The sequence below is a fragment of the Bacteroides sp. genome (assembly GCF_029057325.1).
Taxonomy (GTDB): domain Bacteria; phylum Bacteroidota; class Bacteroidia; order Bacteroidales; family Bacteroidaceae; genus Bacteroides.
On sequence record NZ_JAICZW010000012.1, the window covers coordinates 29,806 to 45,314 of the forward strand.

Genomic DNA, 15,509 nt, shown 5'->3' on the forward strand with positions numbered 1-15,509 from the left:
TGGAATTCAGCAATTTGCAGAAATACGGCTTAAAACAATCACCCATTGGCATTCCGGCAACACCAGAGTGCATCCCTACATTGATAATGAATACATTATAAATGTCAAGATAGGGAAACCATTACAGACCGACTGTTCCTTCTAAAAGGCACGGAATATGTACAAAACACAGATACTTTCGGTCACTGAACTTCCTCACACACGACCATCTCCATGCCCTTATACACCACCACAATCTTATGTAACTGCGTAGTGCCGACAAGACGCTTCACTGTTTCGGTTTCGGCATAGCGGTTCGCTTGCGCAATGGCTTCCAAGCGTAGTTCCTCCACGCGGTTTTCGGGGTCTTTGTACCGGGCGTATTTCAACTCAACGATGTAGCTGTGACGCATGTCGGCATAGATATCCAGCAAGGGGCAGAGGAAAATATCAACATAGCCAGCCTGCGTGTCCTGCTCGGATACGGGGCGGTAGAAGCGGTTCTGCGCTGTCATGGCAAGGGTGAACCCGTGGACAAACGATTCGCCCTTCTGCTTGTCGCGCTGCGAGGCGTAGCGATGGAGGCAGTCGGCGATGTAGCCGAAGTAAGTCCGCCAGTTGCCGTCGTACGCTAATTGACTTGCCAGCTCGTTCTTCTCGTCACTGCTGAAGTGGAGTTCTGCCTCGTTGTAGGTACTTAATAGGTAGGTGTAGAGCTGTTCCTGCACCACCAGGTTGGGGATGATGAGTTTGGTCTTCCCTTTGTACAGGCCACCTATGGAAAGCATGCCGAAGTAGAAGAGCAGGCTCACGAAGTTGTCGTGATTGACCATGCCGGAGGCGGGGAATCCCCGCTTCAGTTCGCCAGTAATGTAGCCCTGCTTCACCAGAGTCTGGATGATGGAAGCGTCATGGGCAAATTCCTTGTCCTTGCGGATGAGCATACGCAGCTTCTCGTAGTCCATGCGGATGTTGTCCTCTACCATATTGTCGGGCACACAGCCATCCATGATGTAGTTCTTGACAAAATAGAGCACCATGTTGGAGTTGTACATTGTGACTTTCCCGTATTTCCTTTGCGCAAAACAGTAGTTGTCATACCAAGGTTTCATCAGCTCTATCAGCTCGTCCACGCTGTGCTTGAAGGGGCTGTTCGTGGAATAGTAGGTCAGCATTGCGCGCACTTCTTCTTCGGTGAAACCCATCAGTTCGTTGAATTCGGACGAAAGGGAGTAGTTGGTACCAATGTTGAAGCCGCTTGTCAGGTCATCCATCGTCACGGGACTGACGCCAGTAATGAAACAACGCTTAATGCTTGAATAGGTTCCCGCCTTTATCTTGTTGAAAAAAGCACGCAGATAACCTTCGCCATGCGTCTCGTTGGTGTAACGGTACAGGCTTTCGGGGTTAGAAAGGATGGAATTGGTGAAGTGGTCGTACTCATCGATAAAAAGGTATATCTTTTGGCCCGCTCTCGCACATTCCGTGTATAGAAATTCAAATTGTTCGACCGCTCCATGCTTTTGACCCAACTGTTTCTTAAGGCCTTGAGGCAGATAGTCGGCATAGATATCACAGAAGTAATCGAACATCGTCAGACAATGCGCATCCAGCCCTTTGCGGTAATCATCCAGTTCACCTACAATGCCCGAGAAGTTGAGGTAAAGCACCAAGTAGCTGTTGCGGCTCTCCGTGGGATGCTGCCCGATATAAAGGTCGCCGAACAACTCTTCAAAACGGTCACGAGTGAGGATGTCGTAGTAGTGTTGCAGGAGGTTCAGTGTCAGACTCTTGCCGAAACGGCGGGGACGGATGAAGAAAAAGAAGCGGTCCACCTCTTCTATCAGAGGGATGAAACGTGTTTTGTCCACATAGTAATAGTTTTCGCAGCGAATGTCTGCGAAGTTCATCATGCCGTATGGCAGACGTTTCCTGTTCGGGGCTACATATTCCTTCATAACTTCTATACCTTTTTAAGAGGTTTGCTTTCAATAAGAAACAAAGGTAAAGCCTTTTTATCAGTTCTCCAAACAGTCGGTCGCTAAATTACAGGACTCCTCGCGTCACTGCACCACCAGCATCAGCCCCACGCCCCTGACGGTCTTTATCTCAATCTGTTCATCTTTCTCGAACAGCTTGCGAAGCTTGGAGATGAACACGTCCAGGCTGCGTGAGGCAAAGTAGTCGTCTTCCGTATCCCAGCAACGACTGAGGATGGCTTCGCGCCTCACCACTTCGTTCTTATTCTCGGCGAGCAGTTGCAAGATTTTGGCTTCTCTGACGGTCAGTGTCTTCAGTTGGTCGGTATCGTTGTTGCGCAGCGTGGCGCGCATGGCATTCAGCGTGTAGGCACCGAACTTGCAGCAACCAGTTTCGTCCTTGGACTTTGCCCCCTCCTTCATCTTCAGGATGGCACGGATGTGCGCATCCATCTCGTCCGGCACGAAGGGTTTCTTCACGTAGTTGTTCGCCCCTATCTCATACCCTTTCTTCACATCGCTGGGCAACACCAGTGCCGATGCGAACAGCACAGGCGTGTCGCCGTCCGTCTCCCGGATACGCCTCACCATTTCGTAGCCGTCCATCACGGGCATGTCGATGTCGGAGATGATGATGTCCGGCCGAAACTCTTCCCAGGCTTTCAGCCCCTCCTTGCCATTGGCGGCGGTGACCACTTCATATCCTCCAATCAAGTCCTGCAAGCCGCTCTGCACGATGTACGACAGGTTGGCATCGTCTTCTACCAATAAAAGTTTTATCATATCTTTAAGGAGTTATCGGGAGTTAAGACTTCCAACGAATCGACCTCTCCGGCCGAATTCTCCCGGTTCGGTAAATAGATTATAAATTCTGTATATTCTCTTTCTATGCTGTTCACGGTGATATTTCCACCATGTGCCTCTACCACTTGCTGCACGAAGTTCAGTCCCAGACCGAAACCTGCGGCACCGCCTTTCCGTATCCGTCGCTCCGCGGCTCCCCGCTCGTATTTGTTGAAGATGCGGCGCTGGTATTTGTCGGCAATGCCCAGCCCGTTGTCGTGCACCCTGATGATGGTATTCGAATCGCGGTTTTCCGAGCTGATTCTTATTTCCACAGACTCTTTGGAGTATTTGATGGCGTTGTCTATCAGGTTGCTGAATATCTCTTTCAGGTATTCGGCCTCGGCATAGACTTCCTCCACTTTCAGGTCGAAAGCGAAGCGCACCTCCTTGGTGGATTGGGCAATAAACTTATCCGCCAGTTCCTTTAGGATGGGTGCCAGCAACACTTTTACCTTCGTTATTTCCTGTTTATGGTTCTCCAGTTTGGAGATGGTGAGCACCTTGTTGGTAAGTGCCAGCAAATGTTCCGCTTCGCTTTCCGCTATCCGGTAATACTTCTCTTTCATTTCGGGCTTCCCTTCGAGTTTTCCGCTATGAAGAAAGTTCAGTATCATGAAGATAGAACTCAGTGGAGACTTCATGTCATGAATCAAAGCATAGGAGAAGTCTTCGCGGATGCGGGCTATCTTGTTCATCCGATATATCATCCTGATTTGATAAATAATGCAACCGACAACAAAACTCAAGATGATGATAGTAGCAATGATAAGCAACCCCATGCGCTCAACAAATGTCTTATATGGATTAACAAGGGTCAATTGAACCACTTGCGTGTAGTCGGAACGGATAGGAAAACCCTTAGACTTGATTGTTAGCAATGACGAAGAACCGATATCTCTACTTTTTCCCTGCATAACATCATCACTCATATCAAACATATCAATTGAGAACTCATCCTTAATTCCGCATTCTTTTAACAAAACAGATATTATTGAGTCTAATTTACTTAATGACATCGGATAGCCCATATCAGACAGTCGCTCATAAAAATAGGTTTCTGCAGGAATACTATCCTTTGTGGGACCACTCATAATTCGGGTTCCTGTAGGAACTTTCGCAAATCTAATATCTCCTTCTTTTTCTAATGCCTTTGTTATTACAATCGTAGTTTCTCTTTGAATGTTATTTTTGACAAGTATATAGGTATTATACAGCCAAATGGATTGTAAAGCCAACGCTCCAACCAAACCTAAAACGGTAAATATGACAATATAAGCAGAGAAGGACGTTCCCCTATTTGGGGATTTTCTGCTTTTTATTGCCATAATTTTATCATATAGCATCCTTGCTTTACCTTTTTTTTCTTGCGACTTCATCTACACGAACTTAAAAAACGGTTGCAAATATATTGGTTTTATTTGAAATGTTAACCTAACGATAACGGAAAAGTAACATTTTAGAAGTTGACGAACTTATAACTTTGCGCCAGTTTATTAATCAATACATCAAAAATACAAAAATATGAAAGAGAACATCAGAGATTTAAGTAAGAGTGAAGCCGAAGCTATTTTCGGAGGTGACAAAAGTTATGATTGGGTCATCATTGATGGTGTAAGGGTAAAAATAGTAGTAAAGGAATGACCTATCAAACAACAAGAATGGCTATCCTTTGATATTTGAAATCAGTTAAGAAAGTTATTTAAGAATCGAAACCTTATTAACCTAACGATAACATAAGGATAACACAAAGCCTGAAAGATATTCCCCAACTTTGCAGCATCAAAAAGAAACAAATTCAGTATTAACACTAAAGCATATTAACCTAATGATAACATAAAGCTAACATAAGTCCAAAAATACACTGCTTATCTTTGCAGCATCAAAAGAACAACAAACTTTAGTATTAACAATAAAAAAAGAAGAATTATGAAAAAAGAAGAAAAGAACAAGTGCATTTTGCTGAATGAAGCAGAAGTGAGAAACGTGAATGGCGGCTATCGCGAGCCGACTCCTGAAGAACTGGAACGGATTCGTGAAATCTATGGCCCGCTTGCCGAATACATTATCTGCTGGTAAAGGAAACTGAAAGGATAAATATTTGGATTTTCCTAATAAAATTGAAAGTATAAAAAAAAGAAGACTATTGCAGTAGTACAAGTATATTATTAACAATTTAAAAAGTAATTTTATGAAAAAGACTAATGAATTTGCAACAATGCAAGAAATGAGCGTACAAGAAATGAATGAAGTTAATGGCGGGTCGCTGTTGGTATGGGCTGTATTGGCTGTTGGTAGTATAACGATTTCTATGTGCTCTAACAATCATGTTTCAACCGGTCAAGGTACAGGAAACAATGTGGCCATAGGTGATTCGATTCAAAACAAATAACAATTTGTTAGTAACATGAGAAAAAGGGAGTGGATAAAAGTATTGTTCGCTGCAATATCACTAATCAGTTTGATTGTTATCTTTTGTTTTAGGAAAAAATATCCTACTATAGATACGACTTTCAATGATGATGATTGCATGGTTCTTTCAGTTAACGGAATGAATTTTGTATTTGATACAGGTGCAGATATTACATTGCTATATACTGATACAATACCCAACTCTACTTCCTTTTTCTATAATGCGATAGCTACAGATATATATGGGAATGAAATAAAACTTAAGAAATATTTACTACTATATCCCGGCCTGTTAAACGATGGAAGATTTTTTCAAACGGTAATGATTTTACCGAAATCCTTTGGCATAAAAAATATTGATGGGATTTTGGGGACAGATATTATTAATCATTCAAATTGGAATATTGACTTTAAGAGGCAGACGATAAATAACCAATTTTACAAATCTGAGCAAATTCCAGATATGATCTTTAATTATCGAAAGAAAGAAAGCCGATGGGTAATAGATTTACAATTGGATTCCATATTAGTAGAAGATGTCATTATTGATACTGGATATACAAGAAGCGATTTTATTCTTCCCAAAGGTTATGAGGACAAATTAAACATTGAGTTCTTCCGGAAAGATACATGCTACAATTTTAAAAACACGCTGTTTAAAATAGATTTATATACAAAAAGAGAGTGCTTAGTAAATAATACAAGAGTAAAAGAAGCCATCATTTCTTTTTCAGAGGGAGAGCATGTGATTGGATTACCATTTTTTAAGCGTTTCTCTTCTATTTATATTGATACACATGAGAAAATGATTTCTTGTTACAACTAAGTTACCGACATACAGATAGCACAATACGTTCGATAGTGATTTTTGTCTCTCTATTAACCTAACCATAACATAGAAATAACTCTCTTCTGATTTAGTCTCCTCTACTTTTGCCTCCGTAAACATCAACAAAAGTATTAATCAATAAAAACAAAGAAATATGTTATTACCGAACGAATGGATAGACAATTGCATCGAGACTTACATCTATCAGCACACTACGAAGTCTCAGGTTATTTATTGGGTGGTCTTGCTGGCCGTTACGGCCACGATGGTGGCACTTCCGTTTATCTACGTGGACATCTCGGTGCAAGGGAATGGAGTGGTCAGACCGGTGACCGAAAAGACGGAAATCACCTCCGCCGTCACGGAAATTGTCGATTCGGTGTTTGTATGCGAAGGGGAACAGGTGCGCAAGGGAGACGTGATTCTGAAATTCCGGACAAACAACCCGGATTACAAGATAAGTTACCAGTCCGCCCGCTTGGACGACTGCCATGCACAACTGGCCGATTTGGCGTATCTGGCAAAAGGGGAGTGCCCGGAACAGTTCAGTTCACCGGTACGCCGGCAGGAATATGCCTACTTCGTGAAGAAGAAAAAGGAGCTGGAGACAGCCTTGGCGCAGGCTGAGAAGGAATACAACCGAAACAAAGTGCTGTTCGAGAAGAAGGTGATTGCCGAAGAAGAGTACGACGGCTACTATTTCAGGTGGCAGAGCCAGCAGAACGAACTGGCATCGCTGGTGCAAAGCCAGTTGAGCACTTGGCAGGCCGACCTGAACAGCTACCGGAACACGTTCAATGAGATGAACGCAAGCCTGAAGCAGGAGGTCAAGGATAAGGAGATGTACATTGTGCGCAGCCCGGTGGATGGAACGGTGGACCAGTTCGCGGGAGTTTATCGGGGAAGCAGCATCCGGGTGGGACAGGCATTGGCGGTCATCAGCCCGGACTCCACGCTCTGCCTGGAGGTGTATGTCGCTCCCCGGAACATCGGGTTCATGAGCGTGGGAATGCCGGTCAAAGTGCAGGTGGAATCTTTCAACTACAACGAGTGGGGAACTTTGCCCGGCAAGGTAAAGGATATTTCGTCGGACTTCCTGACCGACAGCCAGGGAAACTCTTTCTACAAGGTGAAGTGCGAAATGGAGCGTGACTACCTGCAACTGAAAGACGGCCGGACAGGCCGGTTGAAGAAGGGAATGACGGTCAGCGCCCACTTCATGGTGACACGCCGTTCGCTGTTCGACTTGCTGCATCAGAAGATGGATAGTTGGGTAAATCCCAAACAATATGTCAACGAAACAAAGATTGCGAAATTAAACTAACCCAAAAAGAGGAGACAAGATTATGTATCAGAAAGGAGTAAAAATAAAACAGCATGACATCACCGATTGCGGAGCGGCTTGCCTGGCTTCCGTATGCGCCCACTACGGTTTGCGGTTTCCGGTGGCGCGAATCCGCCAGTATGCGTTCACCGACCAAAAGGGAACGAACGTCTTGGGGCTGATTGAAGCCGCAGGCAAGTTGGGATTGTCGGCCAAAGGGGTAAAAGCACAGTTCGAGGCCCTGCAGATAGTACCCAAACCCGCCATCGCGCATGTGATTGTGCATGAAAGGTTGCAGCACTTCGTTGTGCTGTACAAGGCGGAAAAGGGGCGCGTCACTTACATGGACCCGGCAGACGGACAGATGCACAAAGTGACGGATGACGAATTCAAAAACATGTGGACAGGCGTACTGGTCTTGATGGAACCGGAAGAGACCTTCCGGAAAGGGAACATGAAGACAAGCATGACCCGGAAATTCCTCTCCCTGCTGGCGCCGCACAAGAGCGTGATGGCACAAGCCGTATTCGGTGCTTTGATATACAGCATCCTGGGGCTTTCCACCTCCGTGTATGTGGGGAAAATCACGGACTATGTGCTGGTGGACGAAAACGTCAACCTGCTCAACCTGATGGGCGTGGTGATGATTATCGTCCTGCTGCTGCGCACGTTCATCGGTGCCATGAAGAGCATCCTTGCCCTGAAGACCGGACAGCGGATTGACGCCGCCCTGATATTGGGCTACTACAAGCATCTGCTTACACTGCCGCAACAGTTCTTCGACACAATGCGTGTGGGCGAAATCATTTCGCGTGTGAACGATGCGGTGAAGATACGCAACTTCATCAACAATGTGTCGCTCGACCTGGTGGTGAACCTGATGATTCTGCTCTTTTCCGTCTGTCTGATGTTTGTCTATTCGTGGAAGCTGGCACTCATCACGCTGGCATCCGCTCCGTTGTTCCTGCTCATCTTCCGGGGATTCAACCGGCTGAACAAGAAATACCAACGCAGCATCATGGAGAGCAGCGCGGACTTGGAAGCCCAGTTGGTGGAGTCCATCAACTCGATTGCCACCATCAAGCGTTTCGGCATCGAAGCGTTTGCCAACCTGAAGACCGAATCGCGTTTCGTCCTGTTGCTGAAGAATACGTTCCACAGCATCTATGGCGCCATCATGGCGCAGGGAGGCATACAGTTTGTCTCTACAGCCATCACCATCGCCGTGCTGTGGGTAGGAAGCCTGTTGGTGATAGACCGGGAACTGACACCGGGCACCCTGATGGTGTTCTATTCCTTGATAAGCTACGTGGTTTCGCCCATCGGCTCTTTGATTTCTTCCAACCAGACCATTCAAGATGCCCTGATTGCCGCCGACCGCCTTTTCCAGATTATGGACTTGGAACGCGAGCAGGACGACAGCCGGAAGATAGCATTGAAGCCGGATATGATTGGAGATATCTTTTTTGAGGATGTCTTCTTCCGCTACGGCTCGCGCAAGGAGGTGTTCAAGGGACTGAACCTGAAGATTGAGCAGGGAAAGACGACCGCCATCATCGGCGAAAGCGGTTCGGGCAAGACGACCTTGATCTCGCTTCTACAGCACATTTATCCCACTCAGTCGGGACGCATCCGCATCGGCGATTACGACATCGCGCAGATTGACAACAGAAGCCTGCGCCGCCGGATAGGCACGGTTCCGCAGCAGATTGAGCTGTTCGCCGGTACGGTGGTGGAGAATATCGCCATCGGCGATTTGAATCCTGACATGAAGCGGATTGTGGATTTGTCGGAGCAGTTAGGCCTGAAGCAGTTTATCGAGCGGCTTCCTAACGGGTATAATACATACATCGGCGAACACGGCGCTTCCTTATCCGGCGGCGAGCGGCAGCGCATCGCCATTGCCAGAGCCCTCTACAAAGAACCGGAAATCTTGATTTTCGACGAGGCTACCTCCTCCCTGGACACCTCCTCCGAACGGTATGTGAAGCAAACGCTGAAGGCTTTGGCCCAAAAAGGGAAGACCGTCATCATCATTGCCCACCGGCTGAACACGGTGAAGGAGGCCGACCGCGTTGTAGTGATTGACAGGGGAAAAGTGGTGGAGAACGGCACACACCAGGAATTGTTCAGGCTTGGCGGCATCTACAACCGATTGTGGACGGAGCAGTTTGAGATATTGGATTAAAGGAGTTAGAAGTGCCGTTTTCAGTTGTACAACACCCGGGTGTCAATACAACTGAAAACGGCGACATGAAAAGAAGAAATAAAGACTGAAACAGAACTTGCAGCAAGAAAAGAGCATACTATCTATACGACGTTAACCTAACGATAACCTTCAGATAACATCATCCGACAGAACAGCGCCCTACTTTTGCATCGTCAAAAGTAAACCCGTTGGCGGAATTAATTCGCAGACCCGCTTCTTACAGCTACTTAACGCACTGATTATCAAGTGCTGAAAAATACGATAACAGACACTTGTGTTCAGCGTGACAAACACTTGTGTTCAAGCTGACAAACACAAGTGTTTGAGACGACAGACGCAAGTGTCTGTCAAACCGGGGAATATAAGGAAAATTGCAGAAGTTATTTCCTCGCTGATTTAATTCCGCCAACAGACAAAGTAAGTAACCAACTAATAAAATGATGTATATGAAAAAAAGAAGTATTGCCATCGCGCTAATCCTTTTCGCCGGTATTACAGCCGTCAATGCACAAAACAGAAAATGGGCTCTGAACGACTGTATCGAGTATGCCATCGAGCATAACACCGAAGTGAAACGAAGCAAGAATCGGATTCGCAGCTTGCAAGTGCAAAGAAACACATGGAAGAACAGCCTGTTGCCGGATTTGAATGCCGGTGCCTCCCAAAAGTTTGCGTTTGGAAGAGCACTGAACCGGGACAACACCTATGAGAACAGCAACATACAGAGTTCAACCTTTTCCGTCAGCGCGGAAATGAACCTCTTTTCGGGCTTCAGGACAATCGCTTCCATCTCACAAAACAGGTATGACTTGCTGGCGGCAGAGGCGGACAAGGGACTGATAGAGAACAACCTTTCACTGAATATCACCGGCGCTTACTTCCAAATACTGCTGGACAAGGAAATCCTCCGGATAGCGCAAGAACAAATCAGGCTGACCGAAGAACAGGAAGAGCGTACCCGGCTGCTGATTGAAAACGGGAAGGCAGCACCCTCGCAGCTCTATGATGTGAGGGCGCAGTTGGCAGATGATGAATTGGCCGCAACCGAAGCAGGAAACGCATTGAGACTTGCTTTTCTGGAACTGGCCCAACTGATGGAGCTGAAAGGGAATGAATACTTTGACATTGATTCTTTAAGCGGCAACATCGTCATGGCAGACACGTTGAACCCGTTGGGCATCTATCACGCGGCATTGACCTGCATGCCACAAGTCAAACAAGCCTACTATACATGGCAAAGCAAGTCGAAGGGGGTGAAGATTGCCAAGGCAGGCTATTATCCGGCGGTTTCGCTGGGTGCCGGAATAAGTACGGGTTATTACCATTACGGACACGGGGTAAGCGAAACATTCCAAAACCAATTTAACAACAATATGCAGAAAAGCATCTATTTTACAGTCAGCCTTCCCCTGTTCGACCGTTTCGCCACACGAAACCGTGTCAGGGCGGCAAGAATCGAAGAAGATGATTCGCGGCTCTCTCTGGAGAATGAAAAGAAAAGCCTGTATAAAAATATAGAGAAAGCATACACGGATGCCTTGGCGGCCTTCGAGAAGTACCAATCGACCTCCAAAGCCGTAACCGCCAACCAAGAAGCACACCGATATGCTTTGGAAAAGTATGCAGCCGGGAAATCGACCGTATTTGAGTACAACGAAATCAAGATGAAACTGGCCGACGCCCTTTCCAAACAATCGCAGGCCAAATATACCTACTTACTGAAAGACAGAATACTGGCTTTCTATTCTTGCCATTCACCGGTAAACTGACTTTGCAAACGGTTAACGTAACGATAACATACGGATAACCTAAAAGGGTAAAAATCCTCCCAACTTTTGCATCAGAGAAAAGAAAAAGAATATAAACTTTAAAAAAAAGAACAATATGGAATCGATTACAACAGCAACGCTGATTACAACAACAACCATTTTCTCAACCTTCTTAGGTGTGTCCGGCAACAACAACGGTTTTGCCTACAATGTAGAGATGGACGAACAAATGATAACCTCGCAGACAGTGTATAAGAAGAGCGAAAACGACAAGCACTTATCGCACCACCTGAAATACAACTACACGTATGACGAGCAAGGATGCCTGACCCGAAAAGAAGCAATGAAGTGGAACGGAACCTCCAACCAATGGGAGCACAGCCATTGCCTGTATTATGTATATGACCAGTCAGGCTTTTCGATAGAATACGCCCTATGGAACCCTCAAAAGGCAGGCTACACGGAAATCCTGAGCAAGCAGGTTTATGACCAAAGCCTAGAAGGGACTATGGCCGTGACACTATACAAATGGGACAAGGCAGACAACGATTGGGTGATGCAGGACAACGTAATCATGATGAATCCGGACAGCAACCTGTTGACAGCGTTTTAACCTCCTTCGCACACCGGCATTCCCATGCCTTGAAATCCACCGCCACCTTGTGCCGCATAATGCCAACCACATCAAAAAAAAAGCAGCGCGCCCTGCCCCCTCCCTTACCAAAGAGAGTGACAGGACGCGCTTTCTATGAAAGAAAAAAACAAAAAACCTTAGAACAATTTGGCAGGATATTCGCCGGCATCCACCAAAGCCTGAATCTTATCGACTACGCTCTGGCGGTCTTCGGGATAAGTCACACCGAACCACTTGCTGGTGGTATCAAGCACCTCGCAAGTTGCCGTTCCGTCGTTAATCAGCTTGTCCACCATCAACGGGATGAAGAACTCGCTCTTCAGGTTCTCCATGTTCTTCGGGTCGCTGAGGAAGCTCTTGAAGAACTCCTTGCTGTAAGCGAAGTAGTCGGGAGTGAAGCCCCAGAAGTTCATGCTGACCGGAGTGGTCTCAGGCGTGGGCGCCCATTCGCCGTTGTCGTCGATGTACTTCACTTCGCCGTCCATGCGCTGGATTTTAGTACGCTCTACCACGGAAGTCAGCAGATGGTTGGCATCCGTTCCGCAAAGACCGCGGGAAACCGTACCGCTCTCGCTCAGCGTGTTGCCGATGCGGAAGCCCACCATGGAATATACGTTTTCGGAACCTTCGGGGAGGTTGGCAAGGAACTTGCCCATCACCTGGAAGGAGTCGCGGCCGTAGAAGTCGTCGCAGTTGATTACGGCAAACGGCTCCTTGATGACATCGGCACCCATCATCACTGCATGGTTGGTTCCCCAAGGTTTGGTACGTCCTTCCGGGCAAGTGAAGCCTTCGGGCAGGTTGTCAAGAGCCTGGAACACCAGTTCGCACGGGATGTGACCTTCATATTTAGAGATGATTTTATCGCGGAAGTCCTGCTCGAAATCCTTGCGAATCACAAAAACGAGCTTGCCAAAGCCTGCCTTGATGGCATCATAGATAGAATAATCCATGATTGTCTCGCCATTCGGACCCAGTCCGTCCAACTGTTTCAAGCCACCATAACGGCTGCCCATGCCGGCTGCCAATAAGAATAATGTAGGTTTCATATCTGTTATTTTTTAAAAGGTTAGTGTATCCGGATTGATTACGATTGCAAATGTACTAAAATTTATTACTGAAAAGGGATATTTTCAATGCATAATTTAGCACTAACCAATTAAAAAACCACATTTAGAAAGGATAACCGATGGCAAAATGCAGCGCCATGCCGTCTTTGAACTTAGGAATGTTGTAATAGCCGGACTTTCCGGTATCGTACGGATTGTGCAGGCCGATACCCAAATCCAAACGGAACACCAGAAAATCCATGTCATAACGCAGGCCGACACCGGTGCCCAACGCTATCTGCTTCGGGAAATTCTTCAGCGTAAACTCTCCGTTCGGACGGCTTTCGTCCTTGCGCATCAGCCACACATTGCCGGCATCCAAGAACACCGCCCCATGCAAGTCGGCAATCATGCGGAAACGATACTCCACGTTTGCCTCCATGCGGATATCGCCGACGTGGTTGATATAGGTGTATTTCCGTTCCTTCTCAGGAGGATATCCGCCGGGACCGATACTGCGCGCTGAGAAGGCACGCACGCTGTTGGCACCACCGATATAGAACTGCTCCGTATAGGGAGCGGTCGTGGCATTGCCGTAGGACCAGATGACACCGCCTGCAATGCGCGAAGCGATTAACTGGTTCTTGTCTATCCGATAATGGTAACGGAACTCGGAATTCAGCTTCAGGAACTGGGCGAACGGTACGCCGAACAGTTTCTTCCCCTCCTTATTGAAGTTTTGCCCGAAGATGCCATAAATGGCGGAAGTGACATTGCCCGCCGAAGCCACGGTAGTCTGCCACCAGACAGGGTTCCGCTTTCCGCGTACGGCAGCATTGTCGTAGGTATAGGTATATTCCATCGCAGGGATGAACTGGTCGCGAAGGCTGACGTAGAGCGCCGGGTTCTGTTCCTGTAACTCCTTGAAAGCCTCCGTAGGATGTCGCAGCACGTTGAAGGTCAGCCGGAAAGGCGTGAAGCTGTGCTTACCGGTCAGCTTAGGCTGGAAGTCATACGTCACATTGCCGCCAAAAGCCAACAACCTGTAGTATTTGGCACGGTTCATCTGGTCGGCATAGAGCCGGAAAGTGGTCGTAGCGGGAAAGTCGTACTCACGGTCGCCCATCCGGGGAAAAACCACCCGGGGGAAGACAAGCGATGTCGAAAGGCCCAACTCATAGCTGTTCATCAAAGAGGAACTTCCCTTACCCGTCTGCCATTCGTACGAGCCGTTCAGCTTCACGTTCCAACTTTCGCCGCCACCAAAGACATTGTTCTTCGTGAGCGTAAAGGTGGCACCCGGTCCCGTCTGGTTATTGCTCTTCATGGTGACGTCGAAATCGAACTCCGCATCGTAAGGTTTATCGAAGGCAGCGATAATATTCAGGTCCAGCGTATCGGAGACAAATGCCGTATCACGCGGCACATATTGCATCTCGGCATAACGGAAGATGCCCACATTGGCCAAACGTTCTTGCACACGGGTCTGGCGATAGAAGCTATATCGGTTCTGCATGGACTGCCGGCGCACAATGCCCGCACTGTCCTGAATCTGCTGTTTGCGGCGATATCCCTGATAGTTCAGCCAACGGTAAAGCATATTGGGACGTACCCGCAACTTGTCGTGATAATGGATGGACAAATCCTTGTAGCCGATGCTGTCATTGGGAGTCTCTCCTCGCTTGCCTAGCAGATAGACGGAACGTTTGCCCACATAGAAAGGCTTCTCCGCCACCTTCGGCATGCCGGGCACGGGTGTCATGCGCATCTGCACATGCCCGCCCGGAACCATCGTCGTGTCCGCCTGATACGTCAGATAGTCGGGACGGAAATAGTAACAGCCGACGTTGCGCAGCAAGGTACTGATGCGGGTGCGCTCCCCGTCCAAGTCGGCCACATTGAACTGCTCGCCCGGACTGATGAGCGAACGGCGGCGTCCCAGCTCCATGATACGGGTCGTGTGCGGGTCGAACCCCACGTATGCCACCGTATCGATGAAATAAGGATTGCGCATATCCACCGTATATTGCAGCTTTGCCTTCAGTGAATCTTTCGGATCGATAAAGGTCTGATAGCTGACCGTTCCGTTGAAGTAGCCGTAGTCGCGCAGCAAATTGGTGGCGGCTTTCTGCCGGATGCCGGGATTCACGGTGGACATCAGCACCGGATTGGCTCCGAACTTATTGAAAATCCATCTGCCGATTCCCTTTTCATACTTCTGGAATCCATTGTAAATCCACAATCCGAAAGGCAGCGGTGTACGCATCGTAGAACTTCCCAGGAAGGAGTTGTTCGGTGCAGTAGCCAACGCCGCTTCCACCTCCTCCATGGCAATCTCGCCCACAGCCGTCTCACTGCGGTTCAGCACAATCATCGGTTTCTGTCCGGTATAGAGTATCTCCCCTTCGGGCAGATGCTTGGTCGTGGAACAGCCGGTCCAGAGCAACATAGCCATTATGGCATATAGTAAGATTCGTTTCAT

12 protein-coding genes are annotated in these 15,509 nt (G+C 47.5%); 7 read left to right on the forward strand and 5 right to left on the reverse strand.

The features are described from left to right. Positions 1-182: 182 nt before the first annotated feature. From K2G43_RS00495 to K2G43_RS00505, 3 genes are all read right to left on the reverse strand, one after another. Positions 183-1,937, reverse strand: a complete 1,755-nt coding sequence (locus tag K2G43_RS00495; protein ID WP_300152622.1) for an AAA family ATPase — start codon at positions 1,935-1,937, stop codon at positions 183-185. Positions 1,938-2,042: 105 nt separating this feature from the next. Then, on the reverse strand, positions 2,043-2,741 hold the full coding sequence (locus K2G43_RS00500) for a response regulator transcription factor (RefSeq protein WP_300152624.1): 699 nt from the start codon (positions 2,739-2,741) through the stop codon (positions 2,043-2,045). Next, positions 2,738-3,733: a HAMP domain-containing sensor histidine kinase gene (locus tag K2G43_RS00505; RefSeq protein WP_297641506.1), complete on the reverse strand. Its 996-nt coding sequence runs from the start codon at positions 3,731-3,733 to the stop codon at positions 2,738-2,740. The genes K2G43_RS00500 and K2G43_RS00505 overlap by 4 nt, the downstream gene beginning before the upstream one ends. 997 nt (positions 3,734-4,730) lie before the next feature. Here K2G43_RS00505 and K2G43_RS00510 point away from each other — a divergent pair. From K2G43_RS00510 to K2G43_RS00540, 7 genes are all read left to right on the forward strand, one after another. Further along, a complete protein-coding gene (locus K2G43_RS00510; RefSeq protein ID WP_300152627.1) occupies positions 4,731-4,880 on the forward strand; it encodes a hypothetical protein in 150 nt (49 codons plus the stop codon). Positions 4,881-4,992: 112 nt separating this feature from the next. Beyond that, entirely contained in the window at positions 4,993-5,193 is a 201-nt protein-coding gene (locus K2G43_RS00515) for a hypothetical protein (RefSeq protein WP_300152649.1), read from the forward strand. Between the two features lie 15 nt (positions 5,194-5,208). After that, positions 5,209-6,039, forward strand: a complete 831-nt coding sequence (locus tag K2G43_RS00520; protein ID WP_300152651.1) for a hypothetical protein — start codon at positions 5,209-5,211, stop codon at positions 6,037-6,039. 157 nt (positions 6,040-6,196) lie between these two features. Next, positions 6,197-7,366 (forward strand): HlyD family efflux transporter periplasmic adaptor subunit, encoded by a 1,170-nt coding sequence (locus K2G43_RS00525; RefSeq protein ID WP_300152653.1) that lies wholly within the window; start codon positions 6,197-6,199, stop codon positions 7,364-7,366. Positions 7,367-7,388: 22 nt separating this feature from the next. Continuing rightward, entirely contained in the window at positions 7,389-9,554 is a 2,166-nt protein-coding gene (locus tag K2G43_RS00530) for a peptidase domain-containing ABC transporter (RefSeq protein WP_297643355.1), read from the forward strand. Positions 9,555-10,021: 467 nt separating this feature from the next. Next, on the forward strand, positions 10,022-11,344 hold the full coding sequence (locus K2G43_RS00535; RefSeq protein WP_300152655.1) for a TolC family protein: 1,323 nt from the start codon (positions 10,022-10,024) through the stop codon (positions 11,342-11,344). Positions 11,345-11,459: 115 nt separating this feature from the next. Continuing rightward, positions 11,460-11,957, forward strand: coding sequence for a DUF3836 domain-containing protein (locus K2G43_RS00540; protein WP_300152657.1), 498 nt, complete (start codon positions 11,460-11,462; stop codon positions 11,955-11,957). A gap of 158 nt (positions 11,958-12,115) precedes the next feature. On the opposite strand, the gene K2G43_RS00545 is transcribed toward K2G43_RS00540, so the two are convergent. Both K2G43_RS00545 and K2G43_RS00550 read right to left on the reverse strand, forming a co-directional pair. Beyond that, positions 12,116-13,027, reverse strand: a complete 912-nt coding sequence (locus tag K2G43_RS00545) for a nucleotidyltransferase (protein WP_297643360.1) — start codon at positions 13,025-13,027, stop codon at positions 12,116-12,118. 124 nt (positions 13,028-13,151) lie between these two features. Beyond that, entirely contained in the window at positions 13,152-15,509 is a 2,358-nt protein-coding gene (locus K2G43_RS00550) for a BamA/TamA family outer membrane protein (protein WP_300152660.1), read from the reverse strand.

Coding starts and splice junctions, on each gene's coding strand:
- K2G43_RS00495 (WP_300152622.1), bottom strand. CDS start 1,937: ATGAAGGAATATGTAGCCCCGAACAGGAAACGTCTGCCATACGGCATG.
- K2G43_RS00500 (WP_300152624.1), bottom strand. CDS start 2,741: ATGATAAAACTTTTATTGGTAGAAGACGATGCCAACCTGTCGTACATC.
- K2G43_RS00505 (WP_297641506.1), bottom strand. CDS start 3,733: ATGAGTGATGATGTTATGCAGGGAAAAAGTAGAGATATCGGTTCTTCG.
- K2G43_RS00510 (WP_300152627.1), top strand. CDS start 4,731: ATGAAAAAAGAAGAAAAGAACAAGTGCATTTTGCTGAATGAAGCAGAA.
- K2G43_RS00515 (WP_300152649.1), top strand. CDS start 4,993: ATGAAAAAGACTAATGAATTTGCAACAATGCAAGAAATGAGCGTACAA.
- K2G43_RS00520 (WP_300152651.1), top strand. CDS start 5,209: ATGAGAAAAAGGGAGTGGATAAAAGTATTGTTCGCTGCAATATCACTA.
- K2G43_RS00525 (WP_300152653.1), top strand. CDS start 6,197: ATGTTATTACCGAACGAATGGATAGACAATTGCATCGAGACTTACATC.
- K2G43_RS00530 (WP_297643355.1), top strand. CDS start 7,389: ATGTATCAGAAAGGAGTAAAAATAAAACAGCATGACATCACCGATTGC.
- K2G43_RS00535 (WP_300152655.1), top strand. CDS start 10,022: ATGAAAAAAAGAAGTATTGCCATCGCGCTAATCCTTTTCGCCGGTATT.
- K2G43_RS00540 (WP_300152657.1), top strand. CDS start 11,460: ATGGAATCGATTACAACAGCAACGCTGATTACAACAACAACCATTTTC.
- K2G43_RS00545 (WP_297643360.1), bottom strand. CDS start 13,027: ATGAAACCTACATTATTCTTATTGGCAGCCGGCATGGGCAGCCGTTAT.
- K2G43_RS00550 (WP_300152660.1), bottom strand. CDS start 15,509: ATGAAACGAATCTTACTATATGCCATAATGGCTATGTTGCTCTGGACC.